The organism is Chitinophaga cymbidii (assembly GCF_007992715.1).
Lineage (GTDB): Bacteria > Bacteroidota > Bacteroidia > Chitinophagales > Chitinophagaceae > Chitinophaga > Chitinophaga cymbidii.
Genome location: NZ_BKAU01000004.1, coordinates 143,060 through 164,958, shown reverse-complemented (window position 1 = coordinate 164,958; position 21,899 = coordinate 143,060). Strand labels below are relative to the sequence as shown.

The following is a 21,899-nucleotide window of genomic DNA, read 5'->3' as shown; positions in this document are numbered from 1 at the left end:
ATTCATTTCTTTTTATTCAATAGTTGAGCATCTTGCAGTTTCCTGCCCAAGGGATCATCTGCAGCTACTTTCAATAAATCTTTACTCAAACCGAGTACAAAAAGAACTTGCACATAAAATGAAATCGCCACGCCAGCTTCCCCTTTTTCAATAAGCTGCAGGGTAGACCGGGCAATACCAGCCCTTTCCGCCACCTGCTCTTCTGTGAGCCGACGGCGCTTGCGGGCAAGCTTTATATTGGTGCCCAGTTCTACTAAAGTGTCTTCTGCTGATGGGAGCAAACTCGGTTTTCTAGTTCGCATTGACCGTTATTTCAGTCAAAAATACAAAAAATGACCGAAATAGCGGTCATTTTATTTCGAACATGCTTATGGATAAGATTTACAGAATTCAGGGATATATCAGGTATTTCTTCCGCATCACCTTGTACCTGGACAATTCCGGCTCCCACGAAGCCTGTATCTCCTGCTCCGATTTCCCTTCCATGATCTGCCTGGTGAAAGCATAATCTCCCGTAAGGTGATCGATATTCCTTATTTCCCTGTGCTGCGAGCGGTCAAAGAATTTTTTCTTATCCGGATAGGCGTTATACAGATCGATCATCCACTGTATATTGATCCTTTTCGTTTTCCGCAATTCCGCAATATCATAATTCCGCAGATCGAGGCCGTAACAGGTTTCATTCACATGAATCGGCGTTTCGCTCATACCGGGGATGCTCACCGGCGTGAATGAAAAATCGTACTTGCCTTTCAGCAGCGGGCTGCCGAATATCGTGAAGGGAAAGTAAGTACCGCGTCCATGATTGAGGATAGTGCCTTCGAACAGACAGGTGGAGGGATATAACATGATGCTCTGCTGCGTGTTCAGATTGGGCGAAGGCGGCACCGGCAGCGTGTACGGCATGTTGTGATCGTAGTTTGCTACAGGAATGATCTTCAGCCTGCACTTCTTTTTCACGGCCATCCATCCTTCCCCGTTGACCATCTGCGCAAACTCACCTATGGTCATGCCATGGGCGATCGGTATGGGAAACCTGCCGATGCCGGAATTCAGCCGCATGTCCAGCACAGGGCCGTCCACAAGATACCCGTTCGGGTTGGGTCTGTCCAGGATCATCAACTCTTTGTCGTTCTCCGCGCAGGATTCCATCACGTCGCGCAACACATTGATATAGGTATAGAATCTGCAACCCACATCCTGTATATCGAAGATCATGATATCAACATCCGCCATATCTTCTTTTGAGGGCTTGCGTTTGTTGCCGTATAAAGAGATCACTTTGATGCCCGTTTCCGGATCGGTTTCATCCTTCACCACCACGCCGGCGCTGGCTTTTCCCCGAAAGCCGTGTTCCGGCCCGAAAACCTTTACGATATTGATTCCCCGGTCGCGGAGGCTGTCTACCAGATGTCTTTTTCCGATGATCGTGGTAGGATTGGCGAGTATGGCCACCCGTTTGTTTTTCAGATAAGGAACATACTTCTCCGTCTGATCAGCGCCGGTGATAATGCCGTCAGCTTTTACGGAAGAACATTCAAAGCGCTGTGAAGCGCTGATGCTTGCAAACAATATCCAGGCGAGGATTACTTTCATAAATGCGTATTAGGCTGTTAATTTAAAACATTTTACCGCGGGTTCCTTTATGAGGGACAAATTTGAAGCGGCAAACCGTTATTGCTAAAAAAATGGAAGCACCGCAAATTTATTTGTTGTAATATTATGATGCAGACCAAAAACCCGCCACCGTTAACGCCGGCGGGAAAATCGAGATAAACGTAAACGGCTGTTAACCGTGTCATTGATCATATGCTTTTGAAAAACAAAAAAACCTACATGTAACATCCAGACAAATTAATTTTTTGCTACTCGGCATTGTTGGTACCGGTCAGTTATATTGACCAGTCCTGCTCACATATACGCGCAGCTATCCGGCTGCGGTAAGATTTTCCTGCAAAGATATCGTTGCCGGGCGAACGGTTGTTTCGCCGGGCCGCTCTTGTCATGCCATTACTCACCACTCAAATATTGTTGTATGAAATCCAGATCACGAAGCCCTTGATGCGGCACTCCTCCGCCATCCGCCCAAAACATTCAACCATTTAATCCAAAATCCTCACCCACATGAACACTTTTATCCGCAGACCTTTTAGGTCTTCCTCCGGCTGTTGCCCGCCAACCCGCCGGAACTTTCTGCTCACCCTGCTCCTCCTCTGCTTCACCGTTTCAGCAACCGCGGCGGTATACCAGGAAAAGCGCGTCACCGGTAAAGTAACGGACGAAACAGGGGCCGGACTACCGGGCGTGACCATTCTTGTAAAAGGCACTACACAGGGCACCGTAACAGACGCCAACGGCGAATACAGCATTCCCGTAAGCGATACCAGCACGGTATTGGTATTCCGGTTCATCGGATACAACAATCAGGAAATCACCGTCGGCGCCAGAACGCGCGTCAACACGGTACTGACCTCCAATGCAAAAGGACTGAACGAACTGGTGGTCGTTGGTTACGGCACCCAAAAGAAAGTGAACCTCACCGGCGCCATTACAACGGTAAACGCCGCCGATCTGAACAACATCGCGCCCTCCAATCTGTCCAACACCCTCGCGGGACGCGCGCCGGGCGTGAATGTCACCAACACCTCCGGCCTTTCCGGCGCCAGCTCTTCCGTGCGCATACGCGGCAGCTTCGGCGATCCGCTGTATGTGATAGACGGGATCGTGCGGGACAAACAGGCATTCGATGCGCTGGAAGCCGCGGAGGTAGACCAGATCAGCTTTCTGAAAGATGCCGCCACCGCTTCCATTTACGGTTCCCGCGCGGGCAACGGCGTAGTGCTGGTCACCACCCGGAAAGGCGTCAGCCAGAAACCCGCCTTCAACTTTCAATCGAACTACACCACCAGCCGCCCTACGATGACGCTGCTGTCCGACCTCACCACCGCTGAAGATGAACTGACGTACCAGAACCGCGTAGCGGAATTCAACGGCACGCCCATTCCCAACGGCCAGGAGGAGTTCGATTATTTTAAGGACAAACGCTATAACGTGCACGATTTCATCTGGCAAAACCCTTACAGCCACCGGCATTCGCTGAGCGTCACCGGCGGCGGCGAAAGGATCAGCTACTATTCACTGCTGAGCTATCGCGGGGAAGAAGGCTCCTACAAAAGCCTGTCGCATAACAAATTCAACATGCGCAGCAACGTTACCGCAAAGGTCACCGACGCGATCAGCGTAAACCTCAACGTGGCCGCCAATCAGCAGAACCTGGACCGGTTCTACTGGCCATTTACGGGTGATGACGACTTTGACGTGTCCGACCTTTACCGCGTAACCTTCAACTGGCCCAAGACCTATCCCTTCTATACGGAAGCGGACGGCACACCGGCCAATTATGTAACGCCTTATCCCGTGCAAACGCCGATGGGCAGCTGGCAGGCATGGAGCGTGATAGACCAGGTGATCGGCGACCGCTACATCCGCACCCGGCAACGGCAGATGAGCTCCATTCTTTCGCTGGACATCAAGCTGGACCGGTTTATCAAAGGACTGTCCACCAAGGTGACCGGCAGCTATATGGGAGAAGATTTCATGCGCAAAAAATATCTCACCTTCCAGAAGAACTATGTGTTCAACCAGGCTGACCCGGACGGCAACCGGTTCATTCCCGCCGCGCCGGACCCGGAGAAGATCAACATTTTCACCTTCAGCCAGAACCAGCCTTTCATGAGCTACGAGGTCACCACCGGCTGGAACTACCAGCTCAACTGGTTCCTGAACTACAACCGCAGCTTCGGCAAGCATGGCTTGGAAGCGCTGGCAGTATTCGAGCAGGCGGAGAACGGCGGGTATGCCGCTTTGGCAAGAGGAGAAAATCCTGTTACTTCCCTCGACCAGTTTTTTGCCTATTCCGATGACCGGAGCATGAAGGATGCGGACGGATGGGAAGAGCTGGGCGCCCGCCAATCCTGGATCGGCCGCGTTAACTATAATTACGACAGCCGTTATATCGCAGAATTTTCTTTCCGGTACGATGGCAACACGCTGTTCCCCAGTCACAGCAGATGGGGCTTCTTCCCGTCCATCTCCGCGGCATGGCGGATTTCCGAAGAAGACTTTATGAAGAACAACGGCATATTCGATGACCTGAAGCTCCGCGCCTCCTATGGCACTACGGGGAACGACCTGGATGTGGCCAACGAAAAGATCCAGGCTTTCACGTACACGAACTTCTACACGAATGCCGGCAGCTATATGTTCGGCGACCGCCTGTACAGAACTATCGCGCCCGGCCCCACGCCCAACCCGAACCTAACCTGGGCTACTTCCACCATCTACAACGCCGGGCTGGATGTTGCGCTGTTCAACAACCGGCTGAACGGCTCGCTGGACGTGTTCATCAAAAAAGAAACGGATATCCTCGGCTCCCGGCTGGTAACGCTGCCGGATAACTACGGGCAGGCGCTGGCGCCGGAAAACTACGCCGCGCGCTCCTGGCGCGGTGGCGAACTGTTCCTCGAGTGGCGGGACAGAGCGGTAGCCAACAAGATCAATTACTCTGTGACCGCTAACATCGGTTACTCGCGCGACCGCTGGGATATTTTCGATGAATCCGCGGCTTTCGGGCCGGGTGGTCTCCGCAATTTCCAGTCAAGGATCGGGCGGCCGGAAAACCGGATCATCGGGCTGAAATCACTGGGCATCATCCGCACGCAGGAACAGCTGGATGAGCTGCTGTCAAAGGGTTTCACGCAGTACGGCAGGAAGCCTTATCTCGGGGGATTGTATTTTGAAGATGTGCGCGGAGATGGATATTCTCCCGGTCCGGATGGCAAGATCGACGGCAACGATGTACAGCTGCTGTCTGAAAACGCCTCGCCCCGCATCAACTTCGGTATCGGTCTGAACATCGCCTGGAAGAATTTCTCACTACAATCCCTCTTCCAGGGCGTCAGCGCGTACGACCGGATCATCAGCAACCAGGAAGGCGAAGGCATGCGGCAGCATGGCGGTACGGTAAGGCCCTACTATCCTATCTGGGCAGACGATGTATGGACGCCGGACAACCCGGATGGCAAATACCCGCGGCCCATCGGGCAGAACTGGTATGAATCCGGAACAGGCGCCACTTCCTTCTGGATACGGAACGGCGCATACCTCCGCCTGAAAATGCTGAACCTCGCGTACAGCCTTCCGCAATCCTGGATGTCCGCCCTGAAGCTGACCGGCGCGCAGCTATACTTCAACGGCACCAACCTGTTCGCCATTTCGAAGATGAAAGAATTTCATGACCCGGAACAAAAGAACTACGATTCCTACCCTGTTATGAAATCATTCACATTCGGAATGGATTTAAGGTTTTAAAAAATGTGTACTGATGAAACGCCATCTGCGTTCCATCAGACCTATAATTTTCAAATGTGAACTGATGAAAAAGATAATCTATATAACACTACTGTTTGCAGCGATATGCGCATCCTGCAAAAAAGTACTCGATATCGAAGATATCAACAACTACAGCCCGGAACAGGTGTGGAACGACGAGAACCTCGCCAATGCCTACATGGCCAACCTCTACACCATGTTCGGCAACTGGAGCCCCGGCCTCGAACAAAAAAGCGAACAACTGGCGGGCATTTATTTTTATGCGGACCGGATCACCGTTTCCAACGGGGAGTTCAAGCTGTGGAACTACAGCCGCATCCGGCTCATCAACCAGGCAATCGTGGACATCGGCGAAGGCGGCCTGTCGCAGGACGTGAAGGACAATATCACCGGCCAGGCCCTGTTCATGCGCGCCTACACGTATTTTGAAATGGTCATGTACCACGGCGGCGTACCGTATATCACCAAACCGCAGGACCGGTATGAAGACGACCTGTTCGTGGCGCGCAACACCACGAAGGAATGCTTCGATCTCATCGTAAAAGACCTGGACGACGCCATCGCAAAATTGCCGCAGCATATTGAACCTTCCGCTCCGGATTACGGCAAGATCGACGGGAACTTCGCGCTGGCCTTTAAAGCCAAAGTGCTGCTGTACAAGGCATCTCCGCAGTTCAATCCTTCCACTCCATGGAACAATGCCTACTGGGCCGACGCTTATACGGTCAATAAAAAAGCGTATGACGATCTGAAAGCGCAGGGTTACGCACTGGCGGATGATTACAGCAATATTGCGCTGGTGGAAAAAGGCCCGGAAGTAGTATTTTCCGTCATCAACGCCTATCCGAACAAATCCACGGAATGGGACAACGGCGTAAGGCCGGGATCGGAAAGCCGCGGCCCTGCCAACTCCTGCCCCACCTGGGAATTTGTAAAAGCCTTCCCGATGAAAGACGGCAAGCTGTACAACGACCCGGCCGGCGCCTATTACAAAACAGACGCGGAGTTCCTGCAAAGTTACTGGCTGAACAGAGATCCGCGTTTTGACAAGTCCATCGTATGGAACGGCAAGGAATATCCCGTATCCGGCAAAGCCGGCAAGCGGCAGTACACCGCGCTGGGCGTGGCGCATGAGCTGGATGATTTCGGCATCAATCCGGCTGCCGGCCTGAACTCCAGCAACCTCAACCGCTATACCGGCTTCTTCATCCTGAAGAACAGCCTGCTGAAGCTCGCGCAAGCGGAAGTGCAGCAATACGATGTTGATTTTGTATTGATGCGTTTCGCCGAAGTGATGCTGAACTATGCGGAAACCGCCAATGAAACCGGCAAGCTGGCCGAAGCGCTCGACATCCTCAGGCAGATCCGCCAGCGCGCCGGCATTGAACCGGGCGCCGACGGCAACTACGGCATCGTAGCGCCCACCCGCGAAACCATGCGGGAAGCCATCATCGCGGAAAGGAACATCGAGTTCTGCTTTGAAGGGCACCGCTTCTGGGACCTGCGCCGCCTGCGTATGCTGAACCGGCTGGACGGCCTCACCAAGCACGGCGTGGAATCGATCGCCATTCTGCCCAACGGTAATGAAATGCCTATCGGTGAAGCACGTACGAAAGCGGATGCATACGAGCTGACCGAAACCAATTTCAAATACAGCCTGCTGCAGGTGCCGCGCTCCGGCGTGCAGGTGACATCGGTGCCGGAGAAGTATTATTTCTTCCCCATCCAGAGCGATATACTGGACCGCAATCATAATCTTGAACAGAACAGTAACTGGGGCGGAACTTTCAATCCAGCCCTTGAATAAGCAAAAAACCGGGAGTCCGCTCCCGGTTTTTTTTGTCGCAAACACCCCTGTAGAAAGTCGTTTTACACCGCCCCGGCTTTGAATTATACAGCTATTTTTGTATCAACCCAAAGAAAAAAAACAAATATGAAAAAGAGAATCACAAACAGCAAACTCACCACCAACCTCTGGTTCAATAAAAACGGGGAAGAAGCCGTTGACTTCTATCTGTCGGTTTTCAAAAATTCGCAGAAAGGGCGCGTTGCATATTACACGGAGGAAGGCTTCGAGCTCCATGGCATGACGACAGATACGCCGATGACCATTGAATTTGCGCTGGAAGGACAGGAATTTGTGGCGCTGAACGGCGGGCCGCACTTCCAATTCAGCGAGGCCATTTCCTTCATCGTGAATTGTGAAACACAGGAAGAAGTAGACTATTACTGGGAAAAGCTTGGTGCAGGCGGTGATCCCAAAGCACAGGTCTGCGGCTGGCTGAAAGACAGGTTCGGCGTGTCCTGGCAGATCGTTCCCGACTTTCTGACCGAAATTGTACACCATGAAGACAAAACAAAAGTCGCCAAAGTCATGAACGCGATGTTCAAAATGGAAGGTAAGCTTGATCTTGCCGTACTGAAAGCGGCTTTTGAAGGATAAGACTTTTCCAGTCACTATTATTCCCACACAATCACCGCACGAATTTTTTTTAAAATTTTTTTTTGATTTTTGAATCATTTTATAATTTTATGGCCGTACCTGTTCGTCACTGAAAGTTTATCTGGATTTTCTTATGCCAACACGTGCCTACAAACCAAAACAGTTATTGTTCCCGTTATTACTTGCGGGGTTATTGCAAACCGGATTCCACAGCACTACTTCAGCACAAAACGTTACGCTGTACACACCTTACACACGCATCGCTGTTCCTCCGGGGCAATCTATCGACTATTCCATTGATGTGATCAACAACGGTAAAGTTGTGAAGAACGCAGACATAGCAGTAGCGGGATTGCCGAAAAACTGGACTTACGAGATCAAGTCCGGCGGATGGAATGTCAGCCGGCTGTCCGTGCTGCCGGGTGAAAAGAAGAATTTCTCCCTGCAGGTACAGGTGCCGCTGAAGATCAACAAAGGAACATATGCGTTCCAGGTGCTCGCAAAGGGTCTGACGCAATTGCCCATTGCCGTGATCGTATCCGAACAGGGTACTTTCAAAACGGAATTCTCTACGGGGCAGGCCAATATGGAAGGTGCGGCCAACTCAACATTCACCTACAACGCCACCTTGCGGAACCGCACCGCGGACGCGCAGGTGTATGCCTTGCGGTCGTTCGCCCCACCGGGATGGAATGTTACTTTCAAAGCGAATTACAAGCAGGTGTCTTCCGTGAATGTGGAAGCCAACCGCACACAGGATATCACCATCGAAGTAAACCCGCCGGACCAGCTGAAAGCGGGGAAATACAAGATTCCCGTGCAAGCCGCCACAGAAGCTACTTCCGCCAACCTGGAACTGGAAGCCGGCATTACCGGCTCTTACGCCATGGAGTTGACCACGCCGCAGGGATTGCTGAGTACGGACATCACCGCGGGCGACGATAAAAAGATAGACCTCGTGTTGAGGAACACCGGCTCCGCCGAACTGAGGAACATCGATCTGCAATCCGCCGCTCCCGCCAACTGGAGCGTCACTTTCGAGCCGAAAAAAATAGAAAAGCTCCCGGCAGGGCAAACAGCGCAGGTGACCGCCGTCATTAAAGCCGACAAAAAAGCGATCGCAGGCGATTACGTCACGAACCTGGAGGCCAAAACGCCGGAAGTTTCATCCCGCGCGGCTTTCAGGGTATCGGTAGAAACCTCCATGATCTGGGGATGGATGGGCATCCTGATCATACTCGCCGCATTGGGCGGCGTGTACCGCTTGTTCAGGAAATACGGAAGGAGGTAGATCATGAACGAGCCTATCATTGAACTGCGCGGCCTCACCAAAAAATACGGGGCACTCACAGCGGTAGACAATCTCGACCTCTCCATACAAAAGGGAGAAATATTCGGTTTGCTCGGTCCCAACGGAGCCGGCAAATCCACCACCATACTGATGATGCTGGGACTGACGGAACCTGCTTCCGGCTCCGCGAAGATCTGCGGCATCGATGCTACCCGGAATCCCGTGGAAGTAAAAAGAAAAGTAGGCTATCTGCCGGATGATATTGGTTTTTATGATCACCGCACCGGCCTCGAAAACCTGCTGTATACCGCACAACTGAACCGCATTCCGCTGCATGAAGCCAAAGAAAAGGCGCAACGCCTGTTTCAGCGCATCGGGTTGCAGGGATCAGAGAACAAAAAAACAGGTACATATTCACGCGGTATGCGGCAGCGGCTCGGGCTGGCGGATGTGCTCATCAAAAACCCGGAGATCATTATCCTGGACGAGCCTACGCTGGGCATCGATCCCGCAGGGGTCCGCGAATTCCTGGACCTCATCGTAAAGCTCAGCCGCGAAGAAAAGATCACCGTGCTGCTCTCCTCCCATCACCTTCACCAGGTGCAGAAGGTATGCGACAGGGTGGGCATCTTCGTGGGCGGCAAACTGCTCGCGGAAGGCGATATTGCCTCCCTCTCCGAAAAGCTTTTCAACAAGGGCGCTTTCACGATTGAAGCGGGTATTGCCGCCGCGGAAGGCGCGGAAAAGCTGGAAACCGCTTTGCGGCAAATGGATGGCGTACGTTCCGTATCGTTACAGGATAACCGGCTGCAGATAAACTGCCTGCGGGACATTACGGTGGATATCGCCGGCGTTATTGTCGCGTCCGGTTACGGGTTGATGCATTTGTCCAGGAAGGAATACGGACTGGATGATATTTATAACCGCTATTTTGAAGGAGACAAAGCTTATGTGGAAACCGTCTGAAACATCAGCGCCACACCCCTTCCAGGTGATGGTGTACAAGGAAATGTCCGACCACGTGCGCAGCTGGCGTTTCAAAATACTGCTGCTGCTCATTCTGCTGACCTGCATGAGCGCCATCTACATATCCGTAACGAATTTCAGCGCGGCGATCAAGGCGGAGGATCCGGACGGCTCTTTTTTCTTTCTGAAGCTCTTTACGATTTCGGACAAAACGCTGCCGCCCTTTCACATTTTCATCGGCTTGCTGGGCCCGCTGCTTGGCATCAGCCTGGGGTTTGACGCGGTCAATTCGGAGCAGAACGCCGGCACCATGAGCCGCATCATGGCGCAACCCATACACCGCGACTACATCATCAATTCCAAATTCGTGGCCGCACTGGGACTTATCAGCGTGTTATTCTTTGCGCTCGGTTTCCTGGTGATGGGGCTGGGCCTGATCTTCATTGGCATTCCGCCTACGCCGGGAGAGTTTATACGGGTGATCTTCTTTATCCTGCTGAATATCCTGTACGTGGCATTCTGGCTGAACCTCTCCATTCTCTTTTCCGTAAGGTTCCGGCAGGCAGCTACTTCCGCGCTGGCCTCCATTGCCGTCTGGCTCTTCTTCGTGATCTTCTACCCGATCATTATCAACCTGGTGGCGAAAGGGCTCATTCCCGCGGGCGAAGCGTCGCCCCTGCAAATGGTCCACTACCAGGAGCTGATCCTGAACCTTCAGCGGATCGCGCCCAGCCAGCTGTTCAGCGATGCCACCGTTACCCTGCTGATGCCCTCCGTGCGGAGCCTGGGCATACTCACCATGGAACAGGTGTACGGCGCTATTCCGGCGCCATTGCCGGTAACGCAAAGCCTGCTGCTGATATGGCCGCAGCTGACGGGGCTCGTTGCCGCTACAGTACTTTGTTTTGCGCTTTCCTATTTTTCATTCATGAGAAAGGAGATCCGTTCAAGATAGGGCTACAGATACCGGAGCACCCGCTCGCGGTATCTTCTGAACTCCTCTTCGTCCGTGAAGGTTTCAAATTTTTCCGGCTGCCCGCCGCTCCGCTCCCGCACCAGCACTACAGCAGCACCGCCGATGATGGTACGCCGCGCTCTTTCGAGGATCATTTCGAGCGCCTGTACATCCCTGATGGTTTGCAGCTCTTCAATTTTATTGACTGATATGATATAATCTTCCATAATAGCGCGGCAAATTAATCAAAAAACTACAGGTACGCTTCCAGTTGCCTGTACAAAGCGTCCTGCTCACTCGGCGCCTTGGCTTCCGGCAGCACGAGCTTCCCGTCTTTCAGCACGGCGTACCGCGGAATGTATAAAGAGCCGTTCTTCCCGAATACCTTGCGGATGTCTTCCGAAAGCTTTTTCGATGCGCGGACGTGATATCCTTCCAGATTATAGAACTTGATCATGTCTTTCCAATGCTGGTCCGCCTGATCGCGGTCGATCGAAATATAAAGGGAAGCAATTCCTTTCTTTTTCAGAAATTTTTTTAGCCCTTCGTTAAACGCAAACTCCGCTTTGCAAGGCCCGCACCAGGTAGCCCAGAGATCGATGTACACCGTTTTCCCTTTGAACTTCGCCGCCAGCTCATCCATCGTTTCAACAGCCGCATAATTCTCCACGAACTGCTGTCCTTCCGCAAAATCCGTCTTTATCTTTTTGAAATAAGTCTTCACATACTCCGCACCGTCCTTTAGCAAAGGAATGTACGGGCTGTTGGGATACTGACCGACAAAATCGTCGTACCAGGCGGGAATGTAAGATTCAAAGCGGTTTTCCAGGAGCAGGTATTGCAGCTTCGTGGCCATCAGGTATTCCCGCAGGGGCTCCTCCCGGAAGTTGTCCCGCAGGGTAGCATAGAGCTTTTCATCATATGCTTCCCGTTCCAGCTGCACCACCGGTCCTTTTGTTCTCGGCAGGAAATAGTCCAGGTACCACATGGTATACAGGTTGTTGTAATCCACATAAGTGTCGGCGATCATAGACGCCGGATCGGCGGGATCGGCCACAGCCAGCACCTGCCGCCAGGTCGCATCCATTTCGGGTACCAGCGCAGCATCATACCGCGCACTGTCCTTATTAAATTCCATCGCCCTCAACGGCAATATCAGCGTGGCGCCCAGAACAGAAGCATAATAATTCTTCACAAGGCTTTGGGCATAAGCATAAAAGGCCGCATCGATCTTGTGCTTCGCATGCAGATCATTGAACGGTTGCAGGCAACTGTCCATTTCCTTCAATATCTGCCGGCTGCTGCTGGCAAATACCGTATCCTTCCGGTAGTGCCGCATGGCTGCCGACTGGTAAAAGTCAAAGGAAAGGTTTAGCAATGCCTGTTGCCCTTCCGCATCCGGCCCTTCGAAGGTTACCGGAGCCGTTTTGTTGCTTTCGTCGATAGTGATGATATATTGTTTGCCGGGACGGACATAGAGGCGGTACATCTTTTTGTATGTAAAGCCGAAAACGCCGGGGACTTTTTCCTTATTGGGCAGTACCAGCGCTCCACTGGCATTAAGCGTATCTTCCGGGGGAAATGCTACAAAATATTTGCCGTCCAGCGGGCGCATCACGCGCACCAGCTTTCCTTCGCCGTTCTTTACGCGGAATGTGATGGTGGGCTGCTGCGCCTGTAGCAGCATGGGAAAAAACAACAGGAATAATAACATTCTCATCATAACAAGATACAGCGTTTTTCGGAATCCTCCCCGGTTGCCGGACGCCGTCAACTTTTTATTCGCGGGATATTATTTTTATATTAATTTGGCATTGTCCGCTTAATCATTCAACCAATAATTCAAATATTTGCTGTCATCTTAAAACAGTAAAGAGGCATGCCGTTCAGTGAGCCAGCAGAAATAGCATTAGTCAGATCATTAAGGGAAGATAGCATTGCTGCATTCGATGCGCTTTACAATATGTATTTTCCCGGTGTGTACGCCAATATCCTTTCGCTGGTGAAAGATGAGGCGGCAGCGCAGGACATCGTGCAGGAAGTGTTCATCCGCCTTTGGGAAAAACGGAAAGCGCTGCATGACGACCAGCCGGCAGGCAACTGGCTGTTCGTGGTCAGCTACAACCGCTCCGTAAACCATCTCCGCGCGGTGCTGCGCAAGCGGCTGCAGATCGAAAGCCTGGAAAATACCGTCACGGAAGACGATGAATGGCAGATCACTTCCATTCAGCTGGACATGCTCGAGAAAGCCATCGAAAAACTGCCGCCGCAAAGAAAAAAAGTATTCCTGCTCTGCAAGATGCAGGGGAAGACCTATGCGGAAGCCGCCAGTGAACTGAAGATCTCCCACTATACCGTGAAAGAGCATATCGTCAAAGCCACCCGCTTCATCCGCGAATATGTAAGCCTGCAGCCCGAATGGCAGGCGCTGATCGTTACCCTGCCCCTGTTCACGGGCATGATCGGCCGTTAAAAAAAATTTTCCGCACACAGCCCCCCGTTTTCATCACTTCGGTGTATTTACTGCAAAACCGTTCATTTGAATCAACCGGACCCATACTTGCTTGATCTGCTGGCCAGGGACACCTGGACGGAAGAAGAATGCCGCTGGCTGCTGCACTACCTGGAACACACGCCCGGTACCGAACTGCGCGGCTACCTGCTGGAACGCTTCCGGCGGCAGGGTATTACAGTGCCGGACAGCGCGCTGCAGGCAAGGCTGCTGGACCGCATCCACGAGCGCATCCGCCCGCAAGGCGAAACGCCGGTGGTGCCGCTGCGCCGCCGCCCCTGGAAAACAGCGGCTGCCGCTGCCGTGATAGCCGCCATAGCAGGCGGCGCATGGTTCTTTACACAGCCATCCGGGAAACAACCGCAGCAGCTCGCCAAACAGGCAACGCCCGCTGACAGGAAAGATGTGCTGCCCGGTGGCAACAAAGCAAGGCTGGTGCTCGCGAACGGCCGCACCGTTTCCCTGGAACAGGCCGCAGAGGGCCGCATCAGCGGAGATGGCGAACGGGTGAACAAGGAAGATGACGGACTGGTATACGAACCATCCACACATTCCGGCATCAACAAACTGATCACGCCCAACGGCGGGCAATACCGCGTACAGCTTGCCGACGGCACCATAGTTTGGCTGAATGCCGCCAGCTGCCTGCAATACCCGGCATCCTTCAACGGCAGCGACCGTACCGTGGCCCTGACGGGCGAAGCCTATTTTGAAGTAGCGCAGGATGCGTCAAAGCCTTTCTTTGTAAAAGTAAACGGCATGACCGTGCAGGTATTGGGCACCAGCTTTAACGTCAACGCCTACCCGGAAGAAAAGAGCTTCACCACCACCCTGCTGCAAGGCGCCGTGCGCGTAGTGGCCGGCAAACGGCAGACGACGCTGGCGCCCGGTGAGCAATCCGTGCTGGAGCAGCATTCCGGATCATTGCGCCGCGCCGCCGCCGATACGGAAGACGCCGTTGCCTGGAAGAACGGCATCCTCACCTTCCGGAACGACGAACTGGCCGCCGTGATGCGCGACATCAGCCGCTGGTACGATGTAGAGATCATATACGCAGCAGGAATAGACGAAAAAATTCATGTAACGGGCGCCATGCGGAAGCAGGAACAACTCTCGCAGGCGCTGAAAATACTGGAACTGACAGCTGAGCTGCATTTCTCGGTACAGGGACGCACTGTCACCGTCAGCAAATAATCAATTAAATCTCCGACAGGCTGAACCGGCGGGCTACCGCGGGTAACGCTGCTGTCATGCTCAAAAAAAAGACATCATGAAACGATCATTACGCAACAGGCGCAGTTTAGGCGCGCTCAAAATGCTGCTGGTGCTCCTGTTCACAGGCGGCCTGCAACTGACGGTTGTCGCCCGGGGCAAGGGTCAGGAAAAACGTTTAAACGTTAACGTTAATAACGCCAGCCTGGAGACCGTATTCGATATCGTACGGAAGCAGAGCAGCTACCTTTTTATATTCAGGGATGAAAACCTTGCCAATGTTGATACCAAAGTCACCTTCCGCCTCAAGGATGCTACTATAGGACAGGTGATGGAACGCTGCCTGGAGGGCTCGCCGCTGACTTACCGCATTGTGGACAACACGGTGATACTGGTGAAGCGCGGCGATGAAAGCGTTCAGCAACAAACAGTAAGGCTTACCGGCACGGTCAGGGACGCCGGGAACAGCGATCCGCTCCCCGGTGTGACCGTCAGCATCAAAGGCACTAAAACAGGAACGCTGACCAATGCCGGCGGGGAATTTGTGCTGAACGATGTGACCACGCCCGCCGTGCTGGTATTCTCCTACATCGGCTTCACCGCGCAGTCCATCGAAGTGGGCGACCGCCGGCAGTTCGACATACGGCTCGAACGCGAAAGCCGCGCCATGCAACAGGTGGTGGTGATCGGCTATGGCACGCAGCAAAAAACAGAGCTGACAGGCTCCATCGGCACCTTCAAGCCCAATGATCTGAATGCGCGCCCGGTGCTGGGTCCTGATCAGCTGCTACAGGGGCGTGTGGCCGGCGTGAACGTGTCTTCCTCTTCCGGTATGCCGGGAAGCGCCGTGCGCGTCAGCGTACGCGGCATCGGCTCCCTGAGCGCCAACAACGAACCGCTGTACGTGATCGACGGCGTGCCCGTGATCCCGCATTCGGCGGACATGACCAGCTTCGGCTCGCCCATGAACCAGCTTTCCCAGCTCAATCCGAACGACATCGCTTCCATAGAAGTACTGAAAGATGCGGCATCCGCAGCCATCTACGGCTCCCGCGCCACCAACGGCGTAGTGCTCATCACCACCAAAAGCGGCCGCAAAGGCGCCGGGCAGCTTACCCTGAACGCCTGGGCTGGCATGCAGGAAGTGCCCAACCTGAACAAGGTGAAAATGGCGGATTCCAGACAATACCTCGAAGTGATCAATGAAGCCATCGACAACTACAACCAGCAATACGGCTACCTGCCTGGCAACAGCAAATTCATTCCCGGCGTAGACCATCCTTATCCCGGCCTGCCGGATACGGACTGGGCGAACGTGGTGATGCGGAAAGCCTATACGCAGAATATAGACCTGTCCGTTTCTGGCGGGAACGACAAAACGACCTATTACGTTTCCGGCGGATTCCTCAACCAGCAGGGCACCGTGATCTACAACGACCTGAAAAAATACACCGGCCGCATCAACCTTACCGCCGAACCTTTATCCTGGCTGCGTACAGGCATCAACGTGAGCTTCAATTATTCCGACAACAACCGCGTGCCGGGCTCCAATATGGGCTCTACCGTGATGGGCAGAAGCATTCCCCAGCGACCGTTCGACCGGCCGTATAAACCGGATGGCAGCTATTATGTAGGCGGCACGCCTGACCTCGTATACCACAACCCGGTGCAGATACTGAAGGAAGAAGTGGCCAACCTGAAAAATTACCGCCTGCTGGGCAATGCCTTTGCAGAGCTGAAATTCACCCGCGACCTCACCTTCAAAACATCCTTCGGTTCCGATATCGGGTATACGCATGATTATATCTACTACAACCAGCAGCATCCCTATGGTACCGGCAATGGCCGCATCGTGGATGAAAACAGGCTGCTGACCAACATACTGCTGGAAAATACGCTGAACTATTCCCGCTCCTTCGGCGACCTGAAAGTGGACCTGTTAGGCGGTCATTCCTTCCAGCGCCTTTCCGTATCCACTTCCGGCATCGACGGCAACGGCTTCCCCGCTCCTTCATTCGACGTGCTGGCAGCCGCTTCCGTCATCAACAACGCATCCACCAACCTTTACGGCAACGCCATGGAATCCTATTTCGGCCGGGCCAACCTGGCCTGGAAAGGCCGGTACCTGCTGGGCGCTTCCATCCGTACGGACGGGTCTTCCCGCTTCTCGCCGGACAACCGCTATGGCTACTTCCCCTCTGTTTCCGCAGGATGGCTGGTTTCCCGCGAGCCCTTCTGGACGATGCCGGAAACGGACCTCAAGCTGCGCCTCAGCTACGGCGCTACCGGTAACCAGGAAGGCGTGAGCAACTACGCCTACCAGTCGCTGACCGGCGGCGGATATAATTACGACGGTAAAAGCGGCATCGCCATTACCGGTTTCGGTAATGAAACGCTCACCTGGGAAAAAGCCAACCAGCTGGATGCCGGCATCGATCTCGGCCTGATGGGCGGCGCGCTGAACCTCACGGTGGATTATTTCCGGAAGAACACCACCAACCTGCTGTACAACATGCCGATACCCGGCACCTCCGGTTTCACCAGCGTGACCAGCAACATCGGCTCCATGCTGAACCACGGCCTGGAAGCCGCCGTGAACACCAACTTCAACTTCGGTGAATTCAACTGGTCGTCCGACTTCAATATCTCTTTCGTCAAAAACAGGATCACGTCGCTCATCGGCAACAACGATGTGCTGTCCATCGGCAGCAACCGCGCCCTGCAGGTGGGTTATGATATCGGCAGCATCTGGGTGTACAAAATGACCGGCATCTACCAGGATGATAAGGAAGTACCCGAACCATTGCAGAAGATCGGCGTAAGGGCCGGCGACGTGAAATATGAAGATGTGAACGGCGATGGTAATATCGACATCAACGACCGGCAGATCGTAGGCAGCTCCAATCCTGCTTTCTACGGCGGATGGAACAACACTTTCCGTTACCGCAACTTCGACCTTTCCGTATTCCTGAACTACATGCAGGGGCAGGACGTATATGCCACCTACCGCATTACGATCGACCGGCTTGGGCAGAATGCGGTGAACATCCGCGAAAGCGTGGTGAAAGACAGGTGGACTGGTCCCGGCACCAGCAATACAACGCCCCGCGCGATCTACAACCTTGCTTACAACCTGTATAATTCCAGCCGCTGGATGGAGGATGGTTCTTTCCTGCGCCTGCGCACGGTATCCCTCGGCTATGAGCTGCCGAAGTCCTGGCTGTCCCGCGCGAAGATCAGCCGGTTAAGAGTGTACCTGCAGGCGGACAACCTCTGGCTGCTGACCAACTACTCCGGCCTGGACCCGGAAGTAAGCTCCAACATGGACCCGCGCTTTATCGGGGAAGACAATCTCGTGCTGCCGCAACCGCGCTCCTTCAACGCGGGCATTAACCTGAATTTCTAAATGATGCAAAATATTCCCATGAAACGAATCATTTTTCCGATCCTGCTTTCCGGCGCTTGCTTCTTTACTGCCTGCAGCAAGATGCTGGACGTGAAATCGCATTCCGCCGTTGCTACCAACACCCTGTCGGCCGCGGATGTGGAAGCCTTCCTGGTAGGTATCTACAACCGTGTGCAGAATGCGCCGGGCGCGGAATCCTACATCGCCTTCGACATCACCGGCGGCAACCTGATCAATGCAGGCGCTACGTCAGACGGCGGGCTGAACACCTTTATCAGCAACGTGCTGCGGCCGGAAAACGGCCTGATGTCCGCCGCCTGGAACGGGTACTATTCAGCGCTCTACCAGGTGAACAACCTGCTGGAAGTGACCGCTACCCTGCCGGAATCGCCGCGTAACACAGAGATCGCCGGTATCGGGCATTTCTTCCGCGGCTACCTGTATTACAACCTCGTTACCCGCTGGGGTGGCGTGCCCATCCTGGAAAAGAACACCAAGGAAAAAGTAAAGCGCAATACCGAAGCGGAAGTATGGGCGTTCATCGAAAAAGAACTGCAGCTGGCGATAGACGGTGCGCCTGCATACGCTACCGGCCAGTATTACCAGGTGTCTTCCATCGCCGCCAAAGCCATGATGGCGCGTGTGAAGCTGGCGCAGGACAAAAAAGCGGAAGCCGCCACGCTTGCGGAAGAAGTCATCAACAGCAATTATTTCCAGCTCGATGCATTCGAAAAGATCTTCCGCGCACAGCAGAACAACGAAGAGATCTTCTCTTTTAAAAATCTCACGATAGAATCCTCCATCCGTGTAAGCACACTGTTCTACACGTATGCCCATGACGTAAAAGGCAGCTACGTATACCGCCCCGTGCAGGAAGTGATGGACATGTTCAGCGCCGAAGACAAGCGCACGGCTATGTCCGTAGACACTTATGAAGGGCTACGGGTGATCAACAAATACCCGAGCGGCCAATCCGGCACGGATCCCATTGTGGTGATCCGCCTCGCCGAGATGTACCTCATCAGCGCCGAAGGCCGGGGTCTCGCCGGTCTTGACAGGCTGAACGAATTACGCCGAGAACGGGGATTGACGGATATTTCACCGGTTGATGAGAGCGCTTATCTCGATGCTGTACTGCTGGAAAGAAGGAAGGAATTTCTCGGCGAAGGCCACCGCTGGTACGACCTGGTGCGCACTGGCCGCGCCATTTCCACGCTCGGATTGCTGGAACGCGAAGTGAAATACCCCATACCCATGAACGAACGGGCGCTGAACAACCTGCTCGAACAGAATTATGACTATTGATGATCTTAAAAGAACGACATATGCACACCATCAGATTATTCTCCTTTCTCATCCTGCTCGGCGTTGCCGGAGCGGGCTGTGAAAAGGACAGCCAGGCGCAGGTGCCGCCGGTAACCATCGAAAGCCCGCTGACGCAGCGTATTGCGGACAGCACGGACATTATGGCGCGGGTGTTCTCCGATACTATTTTCCAGATCAGCGAAGGCATCACGGAAACGGATATACATTATCTCAGCCGGGAAGGCTATTCCATGCATGTGTTCATCCTTGAAATAGACATGAACAATCCTTCCCTGAAGCTGGAAGCCGCCTCCCCTTACGATAACACCGCTTATGCGCTGCAAACGGTGCCTGAAATGGCAAAGTACCTGCAGTCGCCGGAAGCGCGCGTAGTGGCCGGCATTAACGCGGATTTCTTCAGCACCGCCGGAGAGCCGCGCGGCATCTACATCAAAAACGGGCAGATCGTTAAAACCACCTGGGCGAACGATCGCAGCCGCAGCTTCCTCGGCGTGCGGAAAGACGGCAAACTGTTCATCGGCGACCGCACTGACTTCGTGAACATGCAGGATGAATTTGAAGATGCGCTCGGCGGCGGGCCGATGCTGGTGAAAGACAATGAAATGCTGCCGCAAACGGACCTGTCCATAGAACCAAGAACCGGCATCGGCATGAACGACAACGGCAAATTGTATTTCGCGGTGGTGGATGGCCGCAGCTTCTATTATTCCAACGGCATCACCATTGCCCGGCTCGGGGAAATGCTGCGCGCCTGCGGTGCTACCATCGCTATCAATGTAGATGGTGGCGGCTCTTCCACTTTCATGATCCGTCATCCGCTCGCGGAAGTCTGGCAGGTGCGCAACCGCCCATCTGACGGCACCAACCGCGCCGTGGGCAATGCATGGATGATCGTTTCAAAACCTTAAACTCCGGATTGATGAAGCAACTCTCTATACTATCATTACTGCTGGGCTTCGTATGGATGTCCGGCTGCGACAAGAACAATGAGACCGGCAGCGTAACTTCCCCGCAGATCAGGTACATCTGGCCGGAAGAAGGCACCGCCTCCACGATCGTAACCATCAAAGGAAAAAATTTCAGCGGCGTGCGCACGGAGAACATCGTGCAATTCAACGGCACAGACGCGGTTGTGATCGAAGCCTCCGCCGGTGAACTGCAGGTAGTCAGCCCCGAAGCCGGCACCAGCGGTCCCGTTACCGTATCCGTGGGCAATGCTTCCGTAACAGGGCCGGTGTTCACCTACGCCGCGCCGCCGGAAGAATACACGGTGAAAGCATATGCCGGTAACGGAACAGCGGGTTCTGTTGACGGCGCGCTGGCCGACATCCGACTGCGCAGCCCGGAGGGCGTGGTCATCGATGCCGCGGGCAACCTCATCATCACGGACCGCGGCAATAACCGCATCCGCAAAATAACGCCGGCAGGGATCATGAGCACTGTCGCCGGCGCCGATGCCGCGGGCTTTGCGGACGGCCCTTCCGGCACCGCGCGCTTCCGGCTTCCCTGGCGTTCCGCCGTGGATGCAGCAGGCAACATCATCGTAGCAGACCGCGATAACCACCGCATCCGCAAAATAACACCGGATGGCGTGGTAAGCACCATTGCCGGAACAGGAACGGCGGGCTTTGTGGACGGCGATAAAAATACCGCCCAATTCAACCAGCCGCTGGATGTGGCCGTAGACGCAACCGGCAATATTTATGTGGCGGACAATCTGAACCACCGGATCAGGAAGATCGATCCGGACGGCAACGTAACCACGCTCGCGGGCGATGGCACGGCTGCTTATGCGGACGGCACAGGCGCCGCCGCGAAACTGCGCAACCCCAGCGGTATCACGCTGGATGCGGAAGGCAACGTACTGGTAGCAGACCGCCTGAACCACCGGATACGCAAGATCACGCCGCAAGGCGTGGTAACAACACTGGCCGGCGAAGGCATCAGCGGCTTCCGCGATGGCGACGCCTCACTTGCACGATTCGCCGACCCGTATGGTATTGCGGTGGATAAAAACGGTAATATCATCATTGCCGACCTGAATAATGCGAAGATCAGGAAGTTATCCACCGATGCGAAAGTAAGCACCATCGCGGGCACCAATGCCGGCTTCACGGACGGCGCGGGCGTGATCGCCCAGTTCAGATCGCCGGTGGATGTTTGTGTGGATGCGAATGGAAATATATTTGTAGCGGACCTTGGCAATCATTGTATCAGGAAGATATCACCGATAGAATAAGCACTATAAAAAAACCGGCGCCATTGCAGCGCCGGTTTTTTTTTCGACATCAACCCTCCATATCTGCCCCCTGCCCCATCTGATTTTTACCAATGCTGTCACAGATACAGAAAAAACTTAAATTTAAAGCGGCAATTCATCAAATAATGCAGGGATCG

Annotated in this window: 16 protein-coding genes; 12 read left to right on the top strand and 4 right to left on the bottom strand. The window is 53.9% G+C overall.

Annotated features, from left to right (window positions below; translation table 11 throughout):
- Positions 1 to 2: 2 nt before the first annotated feature.
- Positions 3 to 302, bottom strand: coding sequence for a helix-turn-helix domain-containing protein (locus CCY01nite_RS16940; RefSeq protein ID WP_146864320.1), 300 nt, complete (start codon positions 300 to 302; stop codon positions 3 to 5).
- Between the two features lie 88 nt (positions 303 to 390).
- Positions 391 to 1,596, bottom strand: a complete 1,206-nt coding sequence (locus tag CCY01nite_RS16935; protein ID WP_146864318.1) for an exo-beta-N-acetylmuramidase NamZ family protein — start codon at positions 1,594 to 1,596, stop codon at positions 391 to 393.
- Positions 1,597 to 2,124: 528 nt separating this feature from the next.
- Between CCY01nite_RS16935 and CCY01nite_RS16930 the strand changes: the two genes are divergently transcribed.
- The 6 genes from CCY01nite_RS16930 (at position 2,125) to CCY01nite_RS16905 (ending at position 11,046) form a co-directional block, all read left to right on the top strand.
- Positions 2,125 to 5,370 carry a SusC/RagA family TonB-linked outer membrane protein gene (locus CCY01nite_RS16930; protein ID WP_146864316.1) on the top strand — a complete coding sequence of 1,082 codons (3,246 nt, stop codon included), beginning with the start codon at positions 2,125 to 2,127 and terminating at the stop codon, positions 5,368 to 5,370.
- A gap of 64 nt (positions 5,371 to 5,434) precedes the next feature.
- Positions 5,435 to 7,198, top strand: coding sequence for a RagB/SusD family nutrient uptake outer membrane protein (locus CCY01nite_RS16925; protein WP_146864314.1), 1,764 nt, complete (start codon positions 5,435 to 5,437; stop codon positions 7,196 to 7,198).
- A 126-nt stretch (positions 7,199 to 7,324) separates the two neighbouring features.
- On the top strand, positions 7,325 to 7,834 hold the full coding sequence (locus CCY01nite_RS16920; protein WP_146864312.1) for a VOC family protein: 510 nt from the start codon (positions 7,325 to 7,327) through the stop codon (positions 7,832 to 7,834).
- A gap of 193 nt (positions 7,835 to 8,027) precedes the next feature.
- Positions 8,028 to 9,125, top strand: a complete 1,098-nt coding sequence (locus tag CCY01nite_RS16915) for a COG1470 family protein (protein ID WP_222614426.1) — start codon at positions 8,028 to 8,030, stop codon at positions 9,123 to 9,125.
- 3 nt (positions 9,126 to 9,128) lie between these two features.
- A complete protein-coding gene (locus tag CCY01nite_RS16910; RefSeq protein WP_146864308.1) occupies positions 9,129 to 10,091 on the top strand; it encodes an ABC transporter ATP-binding protein in 963 nt (320 codons plus the stop codon).
- Positions 10,057 to 11,046, top strand: a complete 990-nt coding sequence (locus tag CCY01nite_RS16905) for an ABC transporter permease (RefSeq protein WP_246129966.1) — start codon at positions 10,057 to 10,059, stop codon at positions 11,044 to 11,046. The genes CCY01nite_RS16910 and CCY01nite_RS16905 overlap by 35 nt, the downstream gene beginning before the upstream one ends.
- Before the next feature lie 2 nt (positions 11,047 to 11,048).
- On the opposite strand, the gene CCY01nite_RS16900 is transcribed toward CCY01nite_RS16905, so the two are convergent.
- Complete coding sequence (locus CCY01nite_RS16900) at positions 11,049 to 11,273, bottom strand: hypothetical protein (protein ID WP_146864304.1); 225 nt, start codon at positions 11,271 to 11,273, stop codon at positions 11,049 to 11,051.
- Between the two features lie 26 nt (positions 11,274 to 11,299).
- Positions 11,300 to 12,769: a TlpA family protein disulfide reductase gene (locus CCY01nite_RS16895; protein WP_146864302.1), complete on the bottom strand. Its 1,470-nt coding sequence runs from the start codon at positions 12,767 to 12,769 to the stop codon at positions 11,300 to 11,302.
- A gap of 156 nt (positions 12,770 to 12,925) precedes the next feature.
- Here CCY01nite_RS16895 and CCY01nite_RS16890 point away from each other — a divergent pair, with 156 nt between their 5' ends.
- The 6 genes from CCY01nite_RS16890 (at position 12,926) to CCY01nite_RS16865 (ending at position 21,741) form a co-directional block, all read left to right on the top strand.
- Entirely contained in the window at positions 12,926 to 13,519 is a 594-nt protein-coding gene (locus CCY01nite_RS16890; RefSeq protein ID WP_146864300.1) for an RNA polymerase sigma-70 factor, read from the top strand.
- Between the two features lie 66 nt (positions 13,520 to 13,585).
- Positions 13,586 to 14,752: a FecR family protein gene (locus tag CCY01nite_RS16885; RefSeq protein WP_146864298.1), complete on the top strand. Its 1,167-nt coding sequence runs from the start codon at positions 13,586 to 13,588 to the stop codon at positions 14,750 to 14,752.
- A 76-nt stretch (positions 14,753 to 14,828) separates the two neighbouring features.
- On the top strand, positions 14,829 to 18,176 hold the full coding sequence (locus CCY01nite_RS16880; RefSeq protein ID WP_222614425.1) for a TonB-dependent receptor: 3,348 nt from the start codon (positions 14,829 to 14,831) through the stop codon (positions 18,174 to 18,176).
- A gap of 18 nt (positions 18,177 to 18,194) precedes the next feature.
- Entirely contained in the window at positions 18,195 to 19,481 is a 1,287-nt protein-coding gene (locus CCY01nite_RS16875) for a RagB/SusD family nutrient uptake outer membrane protein (RefSeq protein WP_146864297.1), read from the top strand.
- 20 nt (positions 19,482 to 19,501) lie between these two features.
- On the top strand, positions 19,502 to 20,410 hold the full coding sequence (locus CCY01nite_RS16870) for a phosphodiester glycosidase family protein (protein WP_146864295.1): 909 nt from the start codon (positions 19,502 to 19,504) through the stop codon (positions 20,408 to 20,410).
- An 11-nt stretch (positions 20,411 to 20,421) separates the two neighbouring features.
- Positions 20,422 to 21,741 (top strand): IPT/TIG domain-containing protein, encoded by a 1,320-nt coding sequence (locus tag CCY01nite_RS16865; protein ID WP_186831111.1) that lies wholly within the window; start codon positions 20,422 to 20,424, stop codon positions 21,739 to 21,741.
- Positions 21,742 to 21,899: the final 158 nt, after the last annotated feature.